Genomic DNA, 21730 nt, shown 5'->3' with positions numbered 1-21730 from the left:
ATTGGTGGCGGCAGTGGTCCTAAAAGATGTCATGCCGCTTTCCGGGGGCAGATTGGCTTCACGAACTGCTCCACGAACAGTTCATGATCACGCATCTTCCTTAGGATCAGGATGGTGCGGCTTGTCCTCCATCAACTCCAACTGATCTTCCGTGGACATCCGCAAACCGCACGCTGGACACTCCAAGCGCCGAACCCTTTCGTCATATTCTTCCAGCTCCACTGTGCAGTTTGGGCATGACAGGTACGGCGAGAGTTCCACCTCGCGCGGCGGTTGCGCGCTCGGGGCAACCAATTGGACTGCACGTTGAAGTGAGTACCCCAAGCGTGCAGAAAGAGAACGACCGCTGGCGCAGCCGAAGTTCATGCTGTTTTGGCGCACCTCTGCAGCGCAGATAGGGCAGTACATCATTCTTGTCATGCGGCGACTCCTTCTTGTGAAGCCTGACGACGACTTGCCCCATCCAAGACAGAAAGGTAACGTCTCAAACTGGCCTCTGCTTCATAAAAATGGCCTTGCGCTTGAAGATGACGGTGAAACGCGTGCATCTTTTCAAGCAGCTCAACAACGTTCTCCTCAGCCCGATTAATTGCCATCGCAGCCCTGTCATCCTTCTTTAACCGAAGTTCGCCGCGAACGGGAACTCCCACATCCGGGAAATGGAAATGGTTGAGCATGCGGATCGCACCCAAGAGCGCCAGCTGCCGCAGTGCAAGGTCATCCTGCCCCACACCGATCTTCAGCCGAAAGACAGCTGCCAAGCGAGGTTGCAGATACTCAGCATCGCTGTATGGACCACGGACATCCCGGCGATGAGTCTCCATCCCATCGCTCCATGGCCACGACTCTCGGTAAATCTCAAACAGCAATTCCAGCGCCATGATCAGATCAGAGTCGAGGAACAACTGATGCTTCAAATAAAGGGCTTCTAGCTCTCGTCTTGGCACAGGTGGCACTGGGTCTTCCATCCCCTCCTCAGGGTCAATCACCTTGTCCCACTCCTGCTGCACCTCGACGATCTTTGCGAGTATTTCGCCGAAAGCCGATCTCTGGTGATCAAAAAAAAGCGACGTGCGCAGTTGATCAACTTCATGAACGTGCTTCACCGCTTCCAGCTTTGCGCCAAGTTCACTCCGCAAGTTTTCGAGCTTTGTCGAATACTCATGGGAAATTGATTGCTTCAGGCGTTCTGAAATCCAGTTCCGAAATATCCAAGCCAGCAATCCACCTGCGACAGCCCCAGGCAGCGCGCTTTCTAAGAAGTCAATCAACTGCACCTCCCATGTTGGTCAGACTGCGAACTCGTCGAGCGAACGGCCAGCATCGATGTACTCGCGCAGCCAGGTCGGACGCTTACCCTTGCCACCATACGTGTTCGACGGATCGGCAGGGTCACGGTACTTCACAGTACTGCCGCCCTTCCCCTTCCGAGGCAAGTACGGCTTCAGGACATCAAACGCTTCCTGTGGATTGAAGCCAGCAGCAGCCTTCTTCGCGTACCCATCTGCGAGCACCTTGATTTCCTCACTGCGTTTCGTTTCAGCGAGCGCCAAAGCTGCGTCAGCGAGCTTACGCAGTTCGTTGTACGAGAGCTTGGAAATGTCTTGCGTTGCCAATGGTTGTTTCCTCATGCTCAGTATTCGGACGGCAGCAGTATGCATGCTGAAATGCAATCTGCTTCGGTAATTTGCCGGACCTTCATCTTGAGCGCAAGGCGATGCCCACGCGATCAATTTGCGTCGATCTATGAAGTAGCTTCGTGATGCTTGGTTCTTCATGGTCCTGTTTTTATGCTCGTTGCCGATCAGAAGGACCTGTCGTAAGGTGCCCAGTCATTGCCCAATGACGGGTAGACAGGAAGCACATGCCGAAGCTGACAAAGACTTTTATCGACAAAGTTGCAGTACCGCCTAAGAGCTATCAAATCCATTGGGACGACAGCATCAAGGGCTATGGGCTCAGGGTCACTTCTTCGGGCAAGCGTGTGTTTGTCGCCCAAGGGCGGGTCATGAACAAGGCAGTGTGTTTCACAATCGGCCCCTACGGAGAATTCACCGAGCACGAAGCTCGCGAAAAGGCTCGCAAGGTCCTGCAAGGCATGCGCGAAGGCAAGGACCCACGCGATGCCAAGAAGCATGGTGCCGCCGCCAAGGTGACGCTACGCCAGGTCGCCGATGCGTACGTAAGCAGGCCGGGCAAGCTGAAAGACAGCAGCAAGGCGGCAATCGACCGTCTTGTCAAAACGACCTTCGAGGCTTGGCAGAACAAGCCCATCGCAGCCATCACGGAGGAAGACTGTCGTAAGCGATATCACGAGATGCTGACCAAGGGGCTACGTGGCAAGGCGCCCGCGCCCGGGCAAGCTGTACAGGCTTTCAGCGTGTTGCGAGCCTTGATCAATTTCGCGGGTCGCCGCTTCAAGAAAGTTGATGGTTCCCCGCTCATCACGTACAACCCCGTATCTGTCCTCAAGGACGACTGGATCACGTTGCCGGAGCGCAAAAGCCGCATTCCTGAATCGAAGATCGGTGCGGTGTGGCATGCGCTTGAACTGTGGCGCGAGGTCGCCTACAACCGTGACACGCTGGCAAGCATCGACCTCATCATGTTCCTGATGCTCACAGGTGCTCGTATCGGTGAGGCGAGCGCTTTGACGTGGGACCGCGTTTCCTTGTCCGACGACGACGCTTGGTGGCATCTTCCTGACCCCAAAAATCGAAACGCGGTCTGGCTGCCTTTGTCCATGCAGGCGGTCGAACTTCTTAAGTCGCGTCCAAGGGTTGACGGTAGTAACTTCGTCTTTGCTTCCTGGGGTGCGAGCGGCCACCTGAAGGACCCGCGCGACATGATGAAGAAGGTCAGTGAGATCGCAGGTACGAAGATCACGCCGCATGACCTCCGCAGATCGTTCACTACCTTCGGCGTGGCCAGCTGTGGCATCGATCTTCACAAGATTGAACTCCTCACCAACCACATTCCCCGTGGCGTGACGGCCAAGCACTACCTTGAGACCTCTCATCTGCAGTATCTGCGTCCTGACGTTCAACGAATTTCTGATTGGATTGAGGCCAAGGCCCGTGTTGCAAAGCACATGGCGACGGGACAAAACGTGGTCTCGCTTCGTGCATGAGCAACTTGAGTTGCATTGTCAAAACACGCCTTGTCACGGGAAATTATCCAACCTATGAGCGCAAAAAACTTGCTAAGCTGTGCCCAGCAGTTGCCTAAATCCCATGGCGTGATCTAACAACTACAGGGAGCACGGGCGTACGCCCTCCATCCCGAACATAGGCCGCCTCCGTCTGGCCGAGTGACCATTCTGAATCTCGACGGTAGTCCCCAGCCTTGCCCTTTTTCTTGATGGCAAGGCCGTTCTACCTATTGATTTATGAACCTCGACACTCAGTCTTTCGAGCAGCTTTGCGACCTGTTCAACTACTCCCCAAAATGCCGCCCCCTCGCGACCGACGAGGTCGCGCGCTTTTTTGGATTTGCTCGCAACACACTCGAGCAACACCGGTACAAAGGCTCCGGCCCTCGCTTTTTCCAGCCTCCGGGGACGCGCCGCGTTTGGTACAGCGAAAAAGATGTTCTCGCTTGGATGGCGTCTGGTGCTCGAACAAGCACCAGCCAAAGCCGGTCCGCCTAAGGACCACCAAACACAGTATTTGGTGTTCCTCCGCGCAGAAACCTAGTGGTGCTGCGCGTTGTGCGGTCAGCGACTCACCGCGCTTTAGCGAATGCCTAGCCCAGTTTTGACGTGCCAGGATAGTGCTGACCTTGGCATCACATAGGTGGAACTGTGAATCACTCAGTAAACGAAGTAGTGCGCGCTATGCACGAAGCACAAAAAGGTCGACACCCCGGAGGAGCGTTGCCGGTAGCCGAGAGCGGTGTGGGCGCTCCTCAAACATCGCCGCAAGTGGTGGCGATGAGTACGCTTGCATACATGAAGTTGGCGCAGCGGTGGCTTTGTTGGGCTCTTGTGCCTGACTCTGAAGGAGGTAAGGCGAAAAAGATTCCCTACTACGTCGATGGAACGCCGCGTGGAAAAACAGACACTCCAGAAGACTGGGCCAAGCTAGCAAGCTATGCGGAAGCCTGTGCCGCCGTGCGGGAGAGCAACGGTCGTTTCATATCGGCGGCATTTGCACTCGGGCCTGATGGCTCAGGTTGCTGCTGGCAAGGGGTTGACTTCGACGACGTAGACGACAACAACCTCGGCGATCTCGTGATGCTTGCACCGGGGTATATCGAGATGAGTCCAAGTGGGCGCGGTGCTCATGCGATTGGGTATGGGCGGACATTTCCCACGCTGGGAAGCAACAAAAGTGGCATTGAAGCGTACTCCTCTGGGCGCTACTTCACTTTCACCGAGCGAATGATCCGCGACTCCGCATTGGTGTGTCTTGCTGACTACGTGACGCAGTCACTCTTGCCGCGACATGCCGTCATGCGCGCTCAACATTGCGCGGACGTCCGCGATGTATTCGTCCCGCCCAGACTGGTGAGCGAACTCCGATCCGCTCTACGGCACATGCCATCTGACGGTTATCAAATTTGGATTTCGATGGGGATGGCGCTTCACGAGCTGGGCGATGTAGGCCGAGGAATTTGGCTAGATTGGTCGTCAATGTCGACAAAGTTCGATCCGAGCATCGCGGCTAGGACATGGGAAAGCTTCAAGCCTGACAACACGGGTTACCGAGCCGTTTTCGCGGAGGCGCAAAGACAAGGCTGGGTCAACCCGGCTAGCAACGCGGCGCAGATTGAAAAGTCTGCCGCACATGGTGGCTTCACCTTTCAGTTCGCGCGAGCGGGTATGAGCGTTCTCCAGATCGACTACCTGATTGATCCCTGGCTGCCCAGAGCGACGGTTGTCGGGTGCTACGGGCGCGGCGAGGCCGGAAAGTCATCATGGACGGCACAGATATGCGCAGAAGCGAGTTCATCAGTGTCCACGTTGTGGATCAGCAGTGAAGAGCGTAAAGATCACATTCTTCAGCGACACACTTCATGCAGTGGTGAAGACGGAACGTTGGCCGTCATTGACGTCATTCCGATTGCTGTCGATCCAAAGACAGGCAAGGCTGCAAGTACCGCTTTCAATATTTATGATCACCTTGAGCCTGCGCTCATTGACTTAATGCGGAACACAGAAGCGCGTCGCGATCGACCGCTCGGCATCGTGGTTCTCGATGCCGTGGTCGCTCTTGTCAGCTGGGCTAGAGGTGAGAGCGCGAACGACGACGCGGCGGTCAAAAGACTTGTCGGGTTCCTTTGCGACCTCGCAGAACGCTACGGCATTTGCTTCGTCATGCTGGGCCATCTGAACAAAAACACGGGCAACGAAAACATTGCGGACGCAGTTATGGGATCTGCCGCATGGACCAATTCCGTGAGACTCGCGTACATGTTTGTTAAGGACACCGAGTCTGAGGGCTATGAGGGTTTTGTTCGTACGGTAAAAAGCAACACCGGCACGCACTTTGGCGCAACGTATCGAACGATTCCGGTCTACACCTTGAGGCAGCGGCCAGACGGTCGGGATGATGTTTTATGTGGCGCAAGGATGGTCACCTCGATTGTTTGGGGCGAGCTGGCGTTGCGTGAAATGATGGCGAGTGATAGCGATCCACTGCTGAAGAAGTTGGAGAAGAGGCGTGAAAAAATTCAGGCGGCCCTTGATGGAGTTTTGCAGGCCCTTCGGTTTCATCCTTCTACAACTCGAAAGGTGGTGGAAACCCAGATTGGGGACAAGGTAAGCCGTCGGCACTGGCAAGAGGTCGATCGGTTGCTGGCGCTGCACCACGGCGTGCAGATGCAAAACGATCCGCACAACGAACGCCGCTATAACCGACCGCAAAGTCTGACCTGATTTTTTTGCGCAGTGGGGGTATATCCCCCCCTTATGCACAACTGCACTACTGTTCTCGTTGTGCAGTTGTGCGTGGTTTCTACCCCCTTGTTGCAGCAGCAACTCACATTCAACTGGTGTTCGGGCGGAATGTCTTGCCCGACAGACCATTAAATCGACGCCATGCGTAATACTCGCATGTTGCGTTTCCAACATTCCACGCGCGTGCGTCTGCCTCAACTTTCACTTCTCGCACCGCTGCGGTGGGATGGACGTCCAGCCATTCCCACACCTGCGCACAGAGCCCTCCCTGGGCTGGTCGCTTGACCCCGTTGCGCACTGCGTGTTGTGGGGCGGCTGCGGGCGGCAGGGGCGGTTTTTTGAAGCGTGCCAATACCAAGGTACTGGGGGCGGCCTTGGTCAGCGCCTGTCGCCCGCTATCGCCGGTCAACCGTTTCCAGCCAAAGCGCACCCCCTGCGCGTTTTTGTAGACGGTGATTTCGATGGCTTCGACGGGCACGCCCTCAGCGCGGGCGGCTCGTCGCGCGTTGGTGCGCTTGGTGTACGTCTTGACTTCCATGATTGCTCCACTTCACATAAAGGCGGCAAGCCTAGGACAAGTCTCGGGTGACCAGCAACCCGCCTTGCAGGGCGCAGCAACCATTTGTGCAGGCCTGCGACGGCCCCCTTTAGCCCATAGCCCATAACGCAACACCGCCCATAAGTGTGTGCGTGTTCGGGTCTGCGGCAAATTGACTTCAAAACTCAGTCCCACGCCTCTCACCTCTACCCATGATTGCAAGTTCAGCAGGGGTGCCGCCCACATGTTCATGGTCCGGCAACTAGATCGAGATCGATGCCGAGTGGGTCGTATCAAGTTCAGCCGTTCAGTCCCAAGATCAAAAGGGCGCAGGGGAGATGAACACCTCGACCGGCCCCGGGCCCTGATAGACCGCTTCTCCCGTGGCCCCGATTTGCACGATCCACCAGTCGCCGCGCTGCTCAACCTCGTAGGCGGTGGCAGCGAGTTCGAGCACCGTTTCTGCCGGAAACGAAACGTCATCCGGAACGGGATGGCGGAGCAGTGTGGGGTGGCCAGGCGGGAAATTCACGGCGGGATGATACGCCCGGGGGGTATGTAGGAGATCAGCGGAACCTGTCACACAAACATCATGGTTTCGTGAGAGTTTGGTGAGGACATGCATCTCACGCCCGCGCAATCGGAACATCCTCAAGCAGCGTTGTGTACTGAGGCGTCCGCCGCTCCTGCTTCATTCCCCACTCGCGCTGCGGCTCGGTCCTCCCCGTGGAGGCTGCGTGCACCGTTCCCTTGCCGTAGCGATCATTGATGGCGTCCATGGCACCCATCAGGCGGGAGCGATCGCGCTTCACCTCGGATTGCTCAGGGGGCTCCAGATCGAGTTCTCGCTGCAGCACACTCGCCGGCTGCAGGTCCACCAGAATGACCCCGGCCTTGATGAAGCGGTACCCCGGCACGTACATGTACCGCATGCCGTCCGCCGCCGCCTGAGCAATTGCGAGCGTGTCGTCCGTGGGCCTGCGCAGGGGCACCACCACACTCCGCGAGAGCTGCCGCCCCGGCCTATAGGGTGAGGTGTGCATGAACACCAGCAGCTCGGTCGCCAGACTGTGTTGTGAACGCAGCTTCTCGGCCGCCCGCGCAGCAAATTCACTCACGGCCTCAATGAGGGGCCTCAGCTCGTGCATGGGCTTGCCGAATGACCGGGTGCATGCGATCTGCTTCTTGGGTGCCGGAGCGTCGTCTATGTCAATGCACGGCTGTCCCTGGATCTCGCGCACGGTGCGCTCCAGCGTCACGTTCCATCTGCGGCGAATGGTGGCCAGGTCCATGTGCGCCAGGTCGAGCACGGTGAGGATTCCCGCCTCCCGAAGCTGCTTGCCGATCCGTGGACCCACACCCCACACGGAGCCCACTTCCGTGGCCCCGAGGACCTCGTCTAGGTCCTGCGCGGGGAGACCGGCCAGATTGCACACCTGGGACAACTCGCTGGAGTAGCTGCCCGGCCTGCGCTCGGCGGTCTTGGCGATGTGGTTCGCCAGCTTGGCCAGTGTCTTGGTGTGGGCGATGCCGATGCAGCAGGGGATGCCGGTCCACTGCAGGACGCGTTCCCGGATCGTTCGTGCCCGCTTCACCATGTCGCCGCGTACACCGTCAAGCCCAATGAAGCTCTCATCGATGGAGTAGATCTCCTGAGTCGGTCCGAGGCCCGCAGCGAGGCTCATCATGCGATCACTCATGTCGCCGTAGAGCGTGAAGTTTGCGGACAGTGCCACCAGTCCCGCCTCCTGTTCCAGGTGTCGAATCTTGAACCACGGCGCGGCCATCTTGATGCCAAGGTCCTTGGCCTCGTTAGACCGAGCGATGGCGCAACCGTCATTGTTGGACAGGACCACCACTGGCCGCCCGATCAGGCTGGGCCGGAAGACGCGCTCGCACGAGACGTAGAAGTTGTTTCCATCGACGAGGGCATACATGGTCGCATCGTTCAAACAGCGAAGCGCTTGATGCAGGAGCTGACCACACCCCAAACCTCAATGGTCTGACCGTCCTTCGGCACGATGTCGGGGAACGTGGGGTTGGCCGCCTTGAGGCGCACCCGACCGGCGCGTTGGTGCAGGTACTTCACCGTGAAATCCCCATCGACCACGGCCACCACCACATGGCCGTGACGGGGCTTGATGGCGCGATCCACCACCAGCGTATCGCCGTCCTCTATGCCCGCATCCCGCATGGAAGTACCGGCCACCCGCAGCAGGAAGGTTGCCTGAGGATGCGTGACGAGGATTTGCGTCAGATCCAGCCGATTGACCGCGAAGTCCTCGGCGGGCGACGGGAACCCCGCGCGCACACCCACAGAGGGCATGGGAAGCACCACTGACGAGGCCGAGAAGGGCGCGGGCTCAGAGCCGGCACAAATACTGTTCATTCATCCAGTATACGGCTGTGATCCCTTTTGCCATCAGAATTTCCCCCATGTGTTCCAACTATGTCGCGGTCACCAGCACCGAGCGCCTGCGGATGTACTTTGGTGTGGATGCCCCCGCTCCCACCATCAAGTCCGAGGTGTGGCCCCTCTACGAGGCGCCCTTTATTCGGCGACACCCCAACAAGGATGTGGGCGACGAGGCGGTGCCACCGCGCGAGGCCGTGGCGGGGCTATTCGGGATGATTCCGCACTGGACCGGAGAGTTGACCTTCGGCCGACGCACCTACAACGCCCGATCAGAGACGGTGGCCGAGAAACCCAGCTTCCGCGATGCCTGGCGCGAGGCGAAGCACTGCATCATTCCCGTGGAATACATCTACGAGCCCGATTGGCGCAGTGGTGTGGCTGTGCCGACCCGCATTCAGCGCAAGGACGGGATGCCCATGGGTATCGCCGGGCTGTGGACCAGCAACCACAAGGCGACAGGGGCCGAGGTGTTCAGCTTCACCATGCTCACCGTCAATGCCGACGATCATGAGTTGTTCAAGCACTTCCACAAGCCACAGGACGAGAAGCGGATGGTGGTGATCCTCCACCCCGATCAGTACGACGGGTGGCTCGATGCGCCCGCGGCCCAATCCATGGAGTTCATGCGGCAGTATCCAGCACACATGCTGATATCGACGCCTGAGCCTGATAGGGGAAAGCGGAAGAGGGCGGACAGCGGGGATTCGAGTGCGTGATCAGCCGATAGGTCATCTCCCCGTCACCGGCTCCAGCCACACCTGCGCAGCCTGGTCTGGACTCAGGGCACGCAGGCGCTCATCTCTCCAAAGATCCCACGCCAGATCCTCCAGCTGAACAGGGTCAACCGTGCGCCACTGCTGCTGCAGTTGATGGGCGCAGGCGGCGATCCAAATGTGTGCGGGGAGGGCGTCCATGTTTGCTATGGTACCAAAATACTGTATTTATGTACAGTATTATCCGCTTGCTGTTGTCTCCTTGAACTTGGCCCGTCTGCCTCACGGTGGGCGGGCGTCTTTTCGTGGTGTGGGCAGGTTGCAGTGAGAGATGTGTGCTGCTTTTTGCCCCTCTCAATCCGATGTCTGCTTGGTGTTGAATTTCAGCGATCTCTGACCCGAGATTTCCATCAAACTGGCCCACACGCATTGTGAGCAAAACAGGTCAGTTTTTCAGTGGAAGCCAATACTGTAATCTCACGGTCAGATGAACCTGTCGAAGGCAGGCTGCTTGGTCTAACGTTAGGCGTCACAGGGCTGCACAACACAATGCTTGAAAAGCTGAGTAAAAACTTGACTGTCGTCACGGCCGCTGTTTTGGCCTTGTCCGTTATTTACGACTTCTTCCTGCTACATGCGCTTGGCCTCACATTCGCCGAAGTACCCACAACGATCGCGGACCACGTACGTAGCGCAATCATTTGGCTACCTGTGATTGGCATTTTCGGGCTCGTCGGAGGCATTCTCGGCCTAGCGCAGAAGCCTCGTCCGGCGGTGAACGGAGCTACCGCAAGCCACAAGCTAGACTATGTGGACATATTCTTTTTCTGCACAGCCTTACCGATTTTGATCGGGATTGGTTTGAGGTCTACAGCCACAGCCCTCGCTCTCACAGTGGCTTCATTCTCGGCAATGCTGTGGTTTCGGTTTCAGCTTGGCCACGCGAACATCGAAGCCAAATTGGGCGCTGGCGCTGCACGGCTCCTGATGCTTGCGCTAGTAGCCATCCTCTTAGTGGCAGGTAAGGGTTATTCGGATGGAACGTCAGCAATGCTCTCCCACCAACCAACCTTGTCCGCACATTTGCGCCTTCGCGAAGTTAACTCGACAGCTGAAGTCACTCTTATACGTCGCTTCGATTCGGTTGCATTGCTGGTTGAACCTGATGCTCGTGTGCGCGTGGTTCCGGCGGACGCTATTGTTGTGGTGACGCCACTCGCTAGTTCTCCTACCCTATTGCGCTGTCGAGTAGTTCCATCCCTCTGCAAACCGGAGAAGTGATCCACTTATGAAGTGCGTTTGTGAGATGTCGTTGTTAGGCGTTTTACGAATGATATCGGTGCGGACGGCCGCCTCCGGCTCCGCTGCTCCATGTTTCGCGCGGCTGTGGGAATACCCGGGTGGTTCAAAAAAACGAGATGTTAGCTGACCTCATTCCTGAAAAGGGGTGCGCCCGATGAAAACCACTCAAACCGATATTCACCTCGCGCGAGTCTTCTATGACATCCTTTTGGATCATGCTCGGACTCATCCCGGTAAACCGATCCGATACAAGGAGGTCTTGGACCGCGCTTGCCATGCTCACCCGGGCGATGCCTGTGTTGCAGGAGCGATTCCCGTATCTATTGGTCGTCGCCTCGAAGTCATAGTGCAGTTCACTCGTGAACATGAACTGCCGCCACTCACATGCATCGCCGTGAATGAATCCGGACGTCCGGGAGAAAGCTACAAAACTGTGCTTGGATCATGGGACGAGGACATGGAGACTGTGGCGAGGTACGGCTGGTCTGATTGGCAAGGAAAGTGGGATCTCTACGTGGAGACTGCCTACAAAGTAGCTACACCCCTCAAGCGCCGCCGAGATGACGTAGCGCGGCAATTGGTGCATGAGGAATACGTGGCGCGGCGTATCCCAAAACTGGATCTGGATGCAAAGGAACAGCTAGTGGAGCTGTTGCGGGACGGACTTTCCTTCAGGGATGCTTGGTCGGAAATTCAGGGGCTTACCTCGTAAATCATGTCGATTCCACCGCTGGAACAAAGTCAACCTCATAGAGGTCATGTGATGAAATTTGTCATTTTTGCTGCGCTTTTTCTGATGTGCCAGAGCGCCACAGCGGAAACAGTGCAAGTCAAATACCACGGTGGGGTGTCCCTGGACTCGTTTACTTGCGTGGACGTCAACGAGAGCAGTGACGTGTCTCGGATTTGCTATGACAGAGCCGAGCGGTACATGGTCATCCGTCTGAAAACGACTTACTACCACTACTGCGAAATCGACTCCGCAACCGTGCAAAGCCTTCAAGGGGCCAGTTCGAAACGGCAGTTCTTTGAGGCGCGCATACGTGGCAGCGGCGCGGACGGACCGTTCGACTGCCGGACGCATCCCATCCCAAAAAAATATCGGCGGTAGAGTTCGACCGACGCGATTCCCAGCGGCTCACGAGTTTCTGGGGAGTCTGGGCAATTCAGGCAACGCTTGGCAGGTGTCGCCGATAAAGGTAGCTTGAGCCTCCTCAAAATCCGGGGTGGTTCAACTCTCAGCGCAAGCCCACAACTACCTCAATATGCTCCCCAGCACGGAGCGGGCCAAACCGACGGATCTACATGCTCACCACATTTGAATATGGTGTCAGCCGAGAACATCATCTCATTTGAGTAGGCTCCTCCTTGCATAAGAGTCGCATGCCTGCAATAGTTCTGACGCACTAAGAAATTGCTCGCGGTAGTTCGGTCTTAGTCTCGTGATGTCGAACTCACAAGGAGAAAGTGTATGCAATATCGTCCTCGTTCTGCGCAGGTCCAGCCTGCTAACGTCGCACCATTCACGACTTTCTCGTTAGCTCGAACGTCCGGAATTTCAGAGGAAATTTTCGACACGGCACCGCTACCGCGCCCCATTCGGGCTGTAAATTGGACCCTCGAATCAAATGTGCATGGCGGAGTCAGGGTCACAGAATCGTTGCGTGACGCCAACCAGTTCGTCGGCACCCAGGTCATGCTGGTACGCGACGAAGTTCGTCGAGTGACTCATGTCGTCGCCATTGAGACTGATGGCGTCTATCAATACACGTTCGCAAACGGAGCCATCACGCACCGGCGTGAGATCGCTCTTGGCACAGGCATTCGCGCCCACATCGCATTGAGAAAGCAGGACGGTCGACCAATCGTCTGTTGCGTGATGAAAAGTGGTGACACTACCCGCTTGTTGCTGGACGATCGAGAGATCAATACCGGTCACCAGCAGGTCGATTTCCCATTCTTCACCGTTGTTCAACCGCCAATAGGTCTCCCAGCGGTCGCTGTTCCCACGACGGGCATCCTCACGTACAAGGATCGATCTAACGGGCGCATGTATTACCGGCTAGTGGATGCAAGTACGCTGATCGTGGGAGACGAGAAAGAACTACCCTTCACCAACTCTTTCGGCGGCGCGGATGTAGGAGCGACCGGGGGAAAGTGCTTGGTGCGCGCCCAGATACTTGTGGACGGCGTTTTGAGATCTCACATCGCCACTTCGACTGATCTCAGCGGACCGTTCTCTGCGGCGATTCCCCTTGATCTTTCGGCAGTTTCGTATGAGACCGAACTTCCCGCGAATGCTCCCATTACGGTCGATCACACTCACCAGTTTCACGTCCCAGTAGCGGTTACAGGCGATGGACAGACAACACTGCTTGATGTGCTTCCTGACGATGACCTAGTTGTCGCTGCTATATTGACTCCCGGCGGAACAGGGCACTCTTTGGCGGCTTTTCCAAGCAAGCCAAAGATGATCAATGGTTTTAGAGAAGGCTTTGGGGACGGCGTCCTCGACGGAAGCGGAGTCATTGCGACCATGTCAGCAGGCGGCCGTCTTCTCGTCTCAAACTCCCAGAGCGGCGGTTACTCCTACCCTTCGGAGGCGACTCTTAACCACGAGATGCAGACGGTCTTCGGGTTCCGTGCTACCGAGTGCTACACACGCGGCGCAGTCGCAAATGCAGTGAGCATGGACTATGCCTTCGTTGAAAGTGATGACGCCGGCCAACCGGTTTCAGCGGAACTGTGGATCGACACTTGGGACATGCCGCTACCAGAGCCCGTCCTACATCACACATTCGAAAATGGGGTGCTCAAAATCGCAATCACGAAGTCCGGCTGGTTTTTCCACGGCCAGACCGTATACGAGATCGAACCAGCGAACACTTTCATTACCAAGGTCACTATGAATGGTTTGCGAGAAGTCGAGTTAGAGTTTGATGACCCGACGCAACTCCCTGGTTCGACCGTTTCTTTTGAAACGAGGAATGTCTTCTACCACTACGGGGCGAAAGTGAAGGTCTGACTGAGGTGCGTGCAAAAAATGTCGGTGAGATTTATGGCAATTAGCGATCGTGGTCGAGCTGAGTTGGAGGAGACGTGGCCCGGTCATTTCTACGTTAGACCTCAGAGGAACCCGCGCACATGCTCCGCTCAATCAACTTCCTCTGCCTCCTCCTTGCCGTCGCTTGGCTTGCACGTGCGCCAGATTGGGAGCCGGCAATCGTTGCGCTGGGATTCCTTGGGACACTGGGTCTGCAGGAGTATTTCTTGGGCCTTCGTTTTCTGGATCGGGCGCAAGTAGACGCCAGGCTTGGTGCTATGGAGGCTCGATTGGCTGCGGCCAAGGCGTCTGTCTATGTCTCGGGCAACGACTGCAAGTTCCTGGTCGAAAGCTGTTCCGCATCGGTTGACCGGCTCCTTGCCCGAGGCGTGCGGCTCCATGTTCTCTTGCTCAGTCCCACCGACGCGTTATCCGAAATGCTCTCGCTCATCGACCCGCGCTTCAACTCTGCCAGCGAATTCCAAACGTCCATGCACGAAGTCCTCAAGCGCCTGAAGGATTGGAAGCAGAGGTACCCGTCTCAGTTCGAGTACCGTCTCCTACCTTTCCTGCCCGCTCTCGGCTTCTTCATCGTGGACCCAGAGTCCTTTCGAGGCACATTGAAGATCGAGGTGTACACGGCAAAGCACTGGAAACCCATCGAGTCACGCCCGCACTTGTTGCTTTCTCGTCTTAACTCGAAGTGGCGAGAGTACTTCCTCACCCAATGGCACAACTACTGGGCTGCAGCGACTGAGGCCTAGCCTTCCATTAAGTGGACGTCCGCTTTAGAAGTACCGCACCGGCCGCTTGTGGCCGTTGGTCGCTATCGTAGCTCCACACCAAAGGGCGAGCGTGAGGCCTGAAAACTGGGCAAAATTTTCTCCGCACCGAAGGCACTGCTCACTGCCTCCGGTCACTGTGCGTTGGGTGTGAGGTGGGAAACCACCGCGTGCCTATGTTGCCGGTGGCGCGACTCCCGTCCGATGCGGGCCTCGCCATAGACGGCCCCGTTGGGTGGTCGATGGGTGCTCCACTCCACGGACTCCCTGGCCACTCGATGCTACAGACCTATGTTCGCGATTCCCTATGGCCGGCAGAATCAACACCTTCCAGTTCGCCCACGCCTACGCCCGCGGCGAAGGCATGAAGCACTACACGGAAATGGTGCAGGAACCCGAATTCGCCGCACGCGACAAGGGCTACACCTTCGTGTCGCACCAGCAGGAAGTGGGTGCGGGCTACTTCGACGACGTGACCACCGTGATCCAGGGCGGCTCCTCCAGCGTGAAGGCCCTGACGGGTTCGACCGAAGAAGAGCAATTCCACTGATCTGACGCTCAACGGGCCCCGCAGAGGCAGAGGAGACAGGAATCGCCACCCTTCGGGGTGGCTTTATTATGGGTGTACTGAGCTTGTAGAGTTCAGCTTTGACAGTCTAAAGGCGTCCAGCTCCGCCCAGCAAAGTAACACTCCAGTTAGCGGTGGCATCTGCGGCGTTAATTCGACACTGCACAGCTCCCGCATGTAGTTCAAGACTTGCGAGTTTCTTCTGCTTGACTGCTTTAGCAAGGGCACCTGAGCGCTTCCCAACTGTTGCCTTCCCCATTGACGAGATGTACGTGCTCGAAGAGTTAGTCGTAATTCTGGTTACGTCGTCATGGCGTGGGAGATCACTACGTGTAAATGGAGTCAAAATAGATATTGGAGTGCTCGTGAGCAATTGGCTCCAAATGCCTGGATGTTCGCCTGTTTGAGACCCATGATGTGCCACCTTATATAGGCTGGCAATTGAGTTGGGGCGCCCTTGACTCGAAAGCACCGCATTCCAACCAGTTTGAGTATTTCCATGCTCTTCCAAGTCTGAGCCAAGTAGAATTGAATGTGCGCCAGCTCGAAAATGCATGGCAACAGCGACATGGTTGGGTCCTGAAGGTAGTGCAGTTTTCTTTGCCCAATTAACGGGCAGCATGCTTGACATGTTTACAAGGCTGACTCTAGTTGTCTCTGCCGACGGACTCAGCGCCCAGAGCTCTGCACTTGAATTAGGCCAAAGCAGAAGTCGCTGGTCATGGTTTGCGAAATGTGGAGCTTGACCCCGCGACTTTACAATATCAAGGCACTTGGCCAGTTCTTCCAACCCAGATGTGAACTCAGAACCGTCCTTTGGCCACTCCCTGTAGGCTGAAATTAGCGTGAGAAATTCTTTGGCAGCGAGTGCGTTAGACATCCAAAATTTAGCATTTGGAGCAAACTGCAGAATGTCTCCAATTCCTCTTATGTGATCATCGTGCCAATGGCTGCAGGCAACAATCTTTATTTTTTGTGGATCGATTCCAATTGATTGTAGGTAGGAGATCGCTGCGGGCATTTTTGTCCCTCGGCTGATACAGCTGTCAACAATAATCCATTCTTCAGCATAGTGCAGGATTACGCACTCCCCAACATTCGGGCCTATGAGTGTTACTTCTATTTGATCAGGGCTTGGCGGCGTCATTTGGTTGCGCCCTATTGGTGAGAAACCAAGCGAGGTCGTCGCTGGCATTCGCTGTAGCTTGCTCAAGCTCTTTTCGAGTCCAATGCCGAATCCTTTTAAAGCGAATTACAGAGGCGGTTGACCTGCGTCGGTATATATCAATTTGATAGCCGACCGACCAGTAAAACATGGCCCCTGGCTCGACGAGTTCAAGGTCGTCTTCAGAGATCTCATCAAATCCAAACTCTGCAGACTCTTGAGCCCCGTTGTCGTGGCTAATCACAGTCGCAGTGTAGGTGCGAGACTTTAGATCAACTTCCTCAATTTTTCCACTCCATGACTCTAACGGTATAAACGCATCGAGTTCTTGTTGTAGTTTTGTTAGGGAGTTGGTTCTGGCGTGTAATTTTGTCTCTGTGGCGCCAATTTCAATTGTGCTCACTTCCGTGTTTTCGTTGCCTAAGTTTGGAAGCAGAGCTTTACCATCAACTCCCTTAAGGTTGGGTTTAAAATCGGCAATCCCACTCGACAAATAACTTGTCGCCTGCCTTGAGTCTGTCGCTGTCGTTGATGTGTTATTTGGTGCGTTCATAAATATCACCAAAGAGGCGGTCGGCAATTTCTTTCGAGTTCCCCCATTGTTTTCTGATGAAACTCGCTGCATCCGCTGCCGAGACGTGCTCATCACCTCTTTTTATTTGGTAATGATCATTTATCGATGAAAAAACGCCATGTTTCAAGACTTTCGAGGGTTGGAATTGAATGTTTACTTTTCCTTGAAAGTCATCGTTTCTTTCGAGTTCCACCTGCAAGTTCAACATCCCAGCATGTTTTGGCCACACCTCACCCCAAAGGGTTTTTGGACAGAGCTTGTCTCCAGCCGCATGCCACGCTGCTTCACTCGGTGTTGCGTAATGTAGCGTCCAGTTGATCCCAATTTCTTCTATAAATGTTCCTTCTAGGACATCGAGGGTGCCGCATATTAGGTCTCTGACAGGTTCGAATAAGTTCTCTTGTGAAGTGCCTATTTGGATTCTATTGGTTCTCACGTCGATGTCGAATCCGGCGACCTTAAATATAGTGGCCTCGGGAGTCACTATGGAGGATGGATTATCCGCAATTGATTGGATTTCGCCCTCGCCCAGTAGCTTGAAGTATGCAAACCACCAAGGGTGAAATGTCGCAGGAGCGAAAGGTCCTGTGGCAACAATCGTTAGCGTTTTCCTGTAGTCAGTCTGAAACATTTGTTCTGATAGCTGTTTAAGTGGCTACGCAAGCGGTCGAGTATTGATCTACAACTCTTCCGACTTCCTTTGATGAAACGGCACATCATGACTGGAGGGCATCGAAATTGTCTAGCGCAAATAGCTGACATTTTGACTATTTTTGTGCATTTTCCCCACTCATTTCAAGTGGGTCTGCGTTTGCGCGGCTCGTAGCGACTGACGAACGTCGTCTTGACGGTCCCACTGGTGTGCACGCGCTACCGGGCAATCTGCACCTTCATCCGCTTCTCAACGTCCTTCATCAGATCTGAGGGTGTGAGATCCAGCGCATCGCAGATGCTTGAACACGAGCCGCACGCTCGGACTGTTCTTGCCGAGCTCGATCAACGAGATGTAGTTCCGATCCACGTCCGCGCGAAGTGCGAGCTCGGTCCGGCTCCACTAGCGACGTGTACGCAGGCTGCACAATGCCAGCCCTGACCGTTAGAGCGGATACCTGCGAAGCGCATTCTCGACGAGACCGACGAGACCGCGTCGGTGAAGGTCGGCAACATGCCTAAGCCTGTCTGCAAAGGCCGCGTTGTTGGACTTCATCTCCCGTCCCTGAGAGAAGTAGTCGCGTGTGCTGCTGCACGTTACTCGTTCGTTGCTTCTGAGCGCGGGTGCTCAATTTGCACAAAGCTCATTCCACACTTTAGCGAAACCAACTACCTCTTTCTCGAGGTAGGTGAGTTCCACCGTGGTGCCCGAAACGAATCGCTGGAAGCCAGAGTAGCCGCCCATGCTGTTCTTTGCATTGACCTGACCACACGCAACAGGCACGCCTGATTTCCCGCGATGAAAGTACACATTGCGAAACTGTGCCGAATCCGGGTCTTTGAGCCTCTGCTTCACTGCCTCCTTCCCTTTTGAAACCCAAGTCCACTGACGGCTCTGCTCTTCACGGGCGGCGTTCTGAGTTTCCTTCGCCTTTGCTCCCGCCTGTTGCGAGGCTGCTGTTTCGTCCGTGTTTGAGTACACGCTGAAGACGATCCATCCAACCAAGAAAAGCGCGGTCCAGCCCTTCCATGTGATTTTTTGAGGCGGTGTCTTTGGCGGCGGACCTCCACACCCCGGGCAGGCTTTGGCCTGCGTGCTCACTTGCCTTCCACATTCCTTGCAAGTTGCCAATGCCATGGCGGACTCCTCGCACGCCCGGCCTCACCGAAAACCTTTAAGACGTGCCTATAGGCCGTGGACTATAGGCTACAAGAAGTCGACATTCGTCGCGCATGAAAGACGAGGGTCCAGTTATCGCGGGAATTTTTGGCGTTGTGCTGCAAAAGCAGCGCATCGCGCTGGGCATCTCTCAAGAGGAACTTGCATTTCGTGCACAAGTTGATCGCACATTCGTCTCACGTTTAGAGCGAGGCTTGCGCCAACCGACCATCACCACACTGTTCAGTCTCGGCGGTGCGTTAGGCGTGGCTCCCACCACCCTGGTCCTTGAAACTGAGCGACTGCTGGAAGAGGCGAAGAAGTAGGGTCGCAAGTACCCTTTGGATCGACGATGCAGGGCCCGTAGCGCGGCACAGGCCGCGATCAGTGCGCTACGGCCGGTACTACGGTGGCGGGTGACGCAGCTCACGGCCTGTAGCCGCGCATATGTCGAGTTAGCCCGCTCGCTCGTCGGTGCCGAGTCACTGTGCTGGGCTACAAAAAAAAAAAAAAGCCCTGGCAAGCAGGGCAATCTCCATCCAACCAAAGAATCCAAGTCATCTTGACTGGCGGAAGCGGTGAGATTCGAACTCACGAACGGTTTCCCGTTGCCGGTTTTCAAGACCGGTGCAATCGACCACTCTGCCACGCTTCCCAACTCCGACCTTCAATGACGGGTCGACTGATCATACTTATTGATGCGCTAAGCATCTGCTAATCGGCTCTCAAGGCGATGCCTCAGAGTTCACCTATCATATTGATTTTGTTCACTTATCTCGCTCCATCGTGCCCAAGTCCAGCAGTTTTCAAGACTGCTGGTTTAAACCGCTCACCCACGTCTCCAGGTGCGATTGCAAGGAGCGATTTTAGCTTGTGCCCCGGTGTCAGGCCGGTGCGGGCTCCGCCGCCTCGCTGCGCAGCATGCCACGCTGCTCGATGAAGCGCACCACCTCGTCCACGCCCGCCAGGGTTTTGAGGTTGGTCATCACCCAGGGCCGGCGCGCGGCGTCCGGGCGCATGCGTGCGGTGTCGGCTTTCATCACGTCCAGGTCGGCGCCCACATGGGGCGCCAGGTCGGTCTTGTTGATGACGAACAGGTCGCTCTTGGTGATGCCCGGTCCACCCTTGCGCGGAATTTTTTCGCCCGCGGCCACGTCGATGACGTAGATCGTGAGGTCGGAGAGCTCGGGGCTGAAGGTGGCGGCCAGGTTGTCGCCGCCGGACTCGATGAACACCACGTCCGCGTCAGGGAACTGTTCGAGCATGCGGTCGATGGCTTCGAGGTTGATGGACGCGTCCTCGCGGATCGCCGTGTGCGGGCAGCCACCGGTTTCCACGCCCATGATGCGTTCGGCCGGCAGCGCGCCGCTGACGGTGAGGATGCGCTGGTCTTCCTTGGTGTAGATGTCGTTGGTGATGGCCACGAGGTCGTAGCGCGCGCGCATGGCCTTGCACAGCATTTCCAGCAAGGTGGTCTTGCCCGAGCCGACCGGTCCGCCGATGCCCACGCGCAGCGGGGGCAGGGACTTGGTGCGGTGGGGGATGTGGTGCAGGGCGGTCATGATCGAAAAAGTCGAGAGTACTGCGTTTCGTGGCGTGCGGAAAGAATGGCCAGCAGCGGGGTGAAGGCCTGGCGTGCGTCATCGGGCAGTGCCTGGGCGTGGTCGACCGCGTCGGGAATCTGCTGCGCCAGGCGCGCGAGCATGCGTTGCCCCGCGCTCTGGCCCAGCGGGACCGACTTGATGGCCGCCTGCACCATGTTCTCGGCCCAGCCGAAGGCGTAGCCGACCATGCTGTCGCGCACGCTGGCCTGCGCGCTGGCGGCCGCACAGGCGCAGGCCACAGGGTAGGTGGGCGGGGTCAGTTGCGCGGCCTGCAGCTGCTCGGACACGCCGTTGCTGAGGTCCCCGAGCTGGCGCGCCCATTCGAGCAGCGAGCGCCCCATCTGTTCTGTCTGCAGTCGGAATTCCTGCGTCTCGCGCGTCTGAAGCACCCACTGGTTGAGCACGGTGATGCGCGCCAGGTCGTTCGCGCGCCAGGCGGGAATGGCCTGCGCCACCACCGCCAGGTCGCTGCGCGCCAGGCCCAGGTGCAACTGGTCGGTGAGCCAGGCGGCCGCGCTGGCCTCGTCGTGCACCAGGCCCGCATCGACCGCGGATTCGAGCCCTTCGGAATACGAGAAACCGCCCACCGGCAGGGCGGGCGAGGCGAGCCAGAGGACTTGCAGCAGGCTGGCGGCCGAGCGCGATGGCGCTTCCATCACCTCATCCGTGGTCATGGCCGTGGTCCTGGTGCCCATGACCATGGTGGTGGTTGTGGCCGCCGTGCGCGCCTGCGCCATGGTCGCCGTAGGCGCCTGCCTCGGGTTCGAAAGGCTCGCGCACCTCCACCACAGTGAGGTGCATGGCGCGCAGCATGTCGGCCAGCACGTGGTCGGGCTCGATCTTGAGGTGGTCGGGCCGCAGTTCGATCGGCACATGCCGGTTGCCCAGATGGTACGCCGCGCGCATGAGGTCGAAGGCCTGGTCTTGCGCGGGATGGTCGGGGCAGGCGGTGATGCGCAGCACCGGCTGCGGTGCGGCCACCACGCGCAGCAGCGAACCGTCCTGCGTGAGCAGCACGTCACCGCCGCGCACCACGGTGCCGCGGGGCAGGAACACGCCCACGTGGCGCTCGTCGGAGGCCGTGGCGTCGAAGCGGCTTTTCTGGCGGATGTCCCAGTCCAGCACCAGCTGGGCGGCGCGTTGCACCAGCGGCCTGGCCAGGCCACGGCCCTGGGGAATGAGTTTGGAGACCTGGAGCATGTCGTGCGGGGGGTATCAGAGGCTGCGCGTGTAGAAGCAGCTGGCGGGGTCTTCGCGGTAGGGGCCGAAAGGCGGGCAGGGGGAGAAGCCGTGCCGTTGGTAGAGCGCCCGCGCGG

Annotated in this window: 25 protein-coding genes, 1 tRNA gene and 1 pseudogene; 10 read left to right on the top strand and 17 right to left on the bottom strand. The window is 57.1% G+C overall.

The genetic code is table 11. The features are described 5' to 3' along the window. Positions 1-87 precede the first annotated feature (87 nt). Genes K5880_RS11840 through K5880_RS11830 form a run of 3 tightly spaced genes read right to left on the bottom strand, consistent with a single transcriptional unit; the run spans position 88 to position 1778 of the window. Positions 88-420: a hypothetical protein gene (locus K5880_RS11840; protein ID WP_297652121.1), complete on the bottom strand. Its 333-nt coding sequence runs from the start codon at positions 418-420 to the stop codon at positions 88-90. Further along, entirely contained in the window at positions 417-1277 is an 861-nt protein-coding gene (locus tag K5880_RS11835; protein ID WP_297652118.1) for a hypothetical protein, read from the bottom strand. Before K5880_RS11835 ends, K5880_RS11840 begins: the two co-directional genes overlap by 4 nt. Before the next feature lie 12 nt (positions 1278-1289). Beyond that, positions 1290-1778, bottom strand: coding sequence for an H-NS histone family protein (locus K5880_RS11830; RefSeq protein WP_297652115.1), 489 nt, complete (start codon positions 1776-1778; stop codon positions 1290-1292). Positions 1779-1864: 86 nt separating this feature from the next. On the opposite strand from K5880_RS11830, the gene K5880_RS11825 reads away from it, so the two are divergent. Both K5880_RS11825 and K5880_RS11820 read left to right on the top strand, forming a co-directional pair. Further along, entirely contained in the window at positions 1865-3130 is a 1266-nt protein-coding gene (locus K5880_RS11825) for a site-specific integrase (protein ID WP_297652112.1), read from the top strand. A gap of 705 nt (positions 3131-3835) precedes the next feature. Next, entirely contained in the window at positions 3836-5878 is a 2043-nt protein-coding gene (locus K5880_RS11820) for a PriCT-2 domain-containing protein (RefSeq protein WP_297652109.1), read from the top strand. Positions 5879-5987: 109 nt separating this feature from the next. Here the strand turns inward: K5880_RS11820 and K5880_RS11815 are convergent, their stop codons facing one another. The 4 genes from K5880_RS11815 to umuD all read right to left on the bottom strand — a co-directional run bounded on the left by K5880_RS11815 (position 5988) and on the right by umuD (position 8763). Beyond that, positions 5988-6437 carry a hypothetical protein gene (locus tag K5880_RS11815; protein ID WP_297652106.1) on the bottom strand — a complete coding sequence of 150 codons (450 nt, stop codon included), beginning with the start codon at positions 6435-6437 and terminating at the stop codon, positions 5988-5990. Between the two features lie 319 nt (positions 6438-6756). After that, entirely contained in the window at positions 6757-6969 is a 213-nt protein-coding gene (locus K5880_RS11810) for a hypothetical protein (protein ID WP_297652103.1), read from the bottom strand. A 94-nt stretch (positions 6970-7063) separates the two neighbouring features. After that, positions 7064-8374 (bottom strand): Y-family DNA polymerase, encoded by a 1311-nt coding sequence (locus K5880_RS11805; RefSeq protein WP_297652099.1) that lies wholly within the window; start codon positions 8372-8374, stop codon positions 7064-7066. 11 nt (positions 8375-8385) lie between these two features. Continuing rightward, on the bottom strand, positions 8386-8763 hold the full coding sequence (gene umuD, locus K5880_RS11800; RefSeq protein WP_297652096.1) for a translesion error-prone DNA polymerase V autoproteolytic subunit: 378 nt from the start codon (positions 8761-8763) through the stop codon (positions 8386-8388). 110 nt (positions 8764-8873) lie between these two features. On the opposite strand from umuD, the gene K5880_RS11795 reads away from it, so the two are divergent. Continuing rightward, the gene (locus K5880_RS11795) at positions 8874-9569 is read left to right on the top strand and encodes an SOS response-associated peptidase family protein (protein WP_297652093.1); all 696 of its coding nucleotides are present in this window, start codon (positions 8874-8876) and stop codon (positions 9567-9569) included. A 12-nt stretch (positions 9570-9581) separates the two neighbouring features. On the opposite strand, the gene K5880_RS11790 is transcribed toward K5880_RS11795, so the two are convergent. Further along, positions 9582-9767: a hypothetical protein gene (locus K5880_RS11790; RefSeq protein ID WP_297652089.1), complete on the bottom strand. Its 186-nt coding sequence runs from the start codon at positions 9765-9767 to the stop codon at positions 9582-9584. A gap of 348 nt (positions 9768-10115) precedes the next feature. Between K5880_RS11790 and K5880_RS11785 the strand changes: the two genes are divergently transcribed. From K5880_RS11785 to K5880_RS11760, 6 genes and pseudogenes are all read left to right on the top strand, one after another. Next, positions 10116-10847, top strand: coding sequence for a hypothetical protein (locus K5880_RS11785; protein WP_297652086.1), 732 nt, complete (start codon positions 10116-10118; stop codon positions 10845-10847). 175 nt (positions 10848-11022) lie between these two features. After that, the gene (locus K5880_RS11780; RefSeq protein WP_297652083.1) at positions 11023-11580 is read left to right on the top strand and encodes a hypothetical protein; all 558 of its coding nucleotides are present in this window, start codon (positions 11023-11025) and stop codon (positions 11578-11580) included. A gap of 3 nt (positions 11581-11583) precedes the next feature. Next, entirely contained in the window at positions 11584-11979 is a 396-nt protein-coding gene (locus K5880_RS11775) for a KTSC domain-containing protein (protein WP_366882881.1), read from the top strand. 360 nt (positions 11980-12339) lie between these two features. Next, complete coding sequence (locus tag K5880_RS11770) at positions 12340-13893, top strand: hypothetical protein (RefSeq protein WP_297652080.1); 1554 nt, start codon at positions 12340-12342, stop codon at positions 13891-13893. Positions 13894-14012: 119 nt separating this feature from the next. Further along, positions 14013-14675, top strand: a complete 663-nt coding sequence (locus tag K5880_RS11765; RefSeq protein ID WP_297652076.1) for a hypothetical protein — start codon at positions 14013-14015, stop codon at positions 14673-14675. 340 nt (positions 14676-15015) lie between these two features. Further along, a pseudogene (locus tag K5880_RS11760) lies at positions 15016-15243 on the top strand (isocitrate lyase); the annotation flags it as partial. Positions 15244-15349: 106 nt separating this feature from the next. Here K5880_RS11760 and K5880_RS11755 read toward each other — a convergent pair. The 5 genes from K5880_RS11755 to K5880_RS11740 all read right to left on the bottom strand — a co-directional run bounded on the left by K5880_RS11755 (position 15350) and on the right by K5880_RS11740 (position 18789). Further along, complete coding sequence (locus K5880_RS11755) at positions 15350-16456, bottom strand: MBL fold metallo-hydrolase (protein ID WP_297652072.1); 1107 nt, start codon at positions 16454-16456, stop codon at positions 15350-15352. Further along, positions 16389-16979, bottom strand: coding sequence for a hypothetical protein (locus K5880_RS11750; RefSeq protein ID WP_297652069.1), 591 nt, complete (start codon positions 16977-16979; stop codon positions 16389-16391). The genes K5880_RS11755 and K5880_RS11750 overlap by 68 nt, the downstream gene beginning before the upstream one ends. Then, entirely contained in the window at positions 16963-17631 is a 669-nt protein-coding gene (locus tag K5880_RS11745) for a hypothetical protein (protein ID WP_297652066.1), read from the bottom strand. Before K5880_RS11745 ends, K5880_RS11750 begins: the two co-directional genes overlap by 17 nt. 270 nt (positions 17632-17901) lie before the next feature. Then, positions 17902-18021 (bottom strand): hypothetical protein, encoded by a 120-nt coding sequence (locus K5880_RS23150; protein ID WP_366882879.1) that lies wholly within the window; start codon positions 18019-18021, stop codon positions 17902-17904. Between the two features lie 258 nt (positions 18022-18279). Then, entirely contained in the window at positions 18280-18789 is a 510-nt protein-coding gene (locus tag K5880_RS11740) for a hypothetical protein (RefSeq protein WP_297652063.1), read from the bottom strand. 95 nt (positions 18790-18884) lie between these two features. Between K5880_RS11740 and K5880_RS11735 the strand changes: the two genes are divergently transcribed. Further along, positions 18885-19136: a helix-turn-helix transcriptional regulator gene (locus K5880_RS11735; RefSeq protein ID WP_297652060.1), complete on the top strand. Its 252-nt coding sequence runs from the start codon at positions 18885-18887 to the stop codon at positions 19134-19136. A 241-nt stretch (positions 19137-19377) separates the two neighbouring features. Here the strand turns inward: K5880_RS11735 and K5880_RS11730 are convergent. The 4 genes from K5880_RS11730 to ureE form a co-directional block, all read right to left on the bottom strand. Further along, positions 19378-19465 (bottom strand) — tRNA-Ser (locus tag K5880_RS11730). Positions 19466-19694: 229 nt separating this feature from the next. Beyond that, on the bottom strand, positions 19695-20375 hold the full coding sequence (ureG, locus tag K5880_RS11725; protein ID WP_297652605.1) for an urease accessory protein UreG: 681 nt from the start codon (positions 20373-20375) through the stop codon (positions 19695-19697). Continuing rightward, a complete protein-coding gene (locus K5880_RS11720; protein ID WP_297652057.1) occupies positions 20369-21088 on the bottom strand; it encodes an urease accessory protein UreF in 720 nt (239 codons plus the stop codon). The genes ureG and K5880_RS11720 overlap by 7 nt, the downstream gene beginning before the upstream one ends. Next, positions 21075-21614 (bottom strand): urease accessory protein UreE, encoded by a 540-nt coding sequence (gene ureE, locus K5880_RS11715; RefSeq protein WP_297652054.1) that lies wholly within the window; start codon positions 21612-21614, stop codon positions 21075-21077. The genes K5880_RS11720 and ureE overlap by 14 nt, the downstream gene beginning before the upstream one ends. Positions 21615-21730: the final 116 nt, after the last annotated feature.

The organism is Hydrogenophaga sp. (genome assembly GCF_025699295.1).
Lineage (GTDB): Bacteria > Pseudomonadota > Gammaproteobacteria > Burkholderiales > Burkholderiaceae_C > Hydrogenophaga.
Note: the sequence above shows the minus strand (reverse complement) of the source record. Positions and strands in the feature narration are given on the sequence as shown.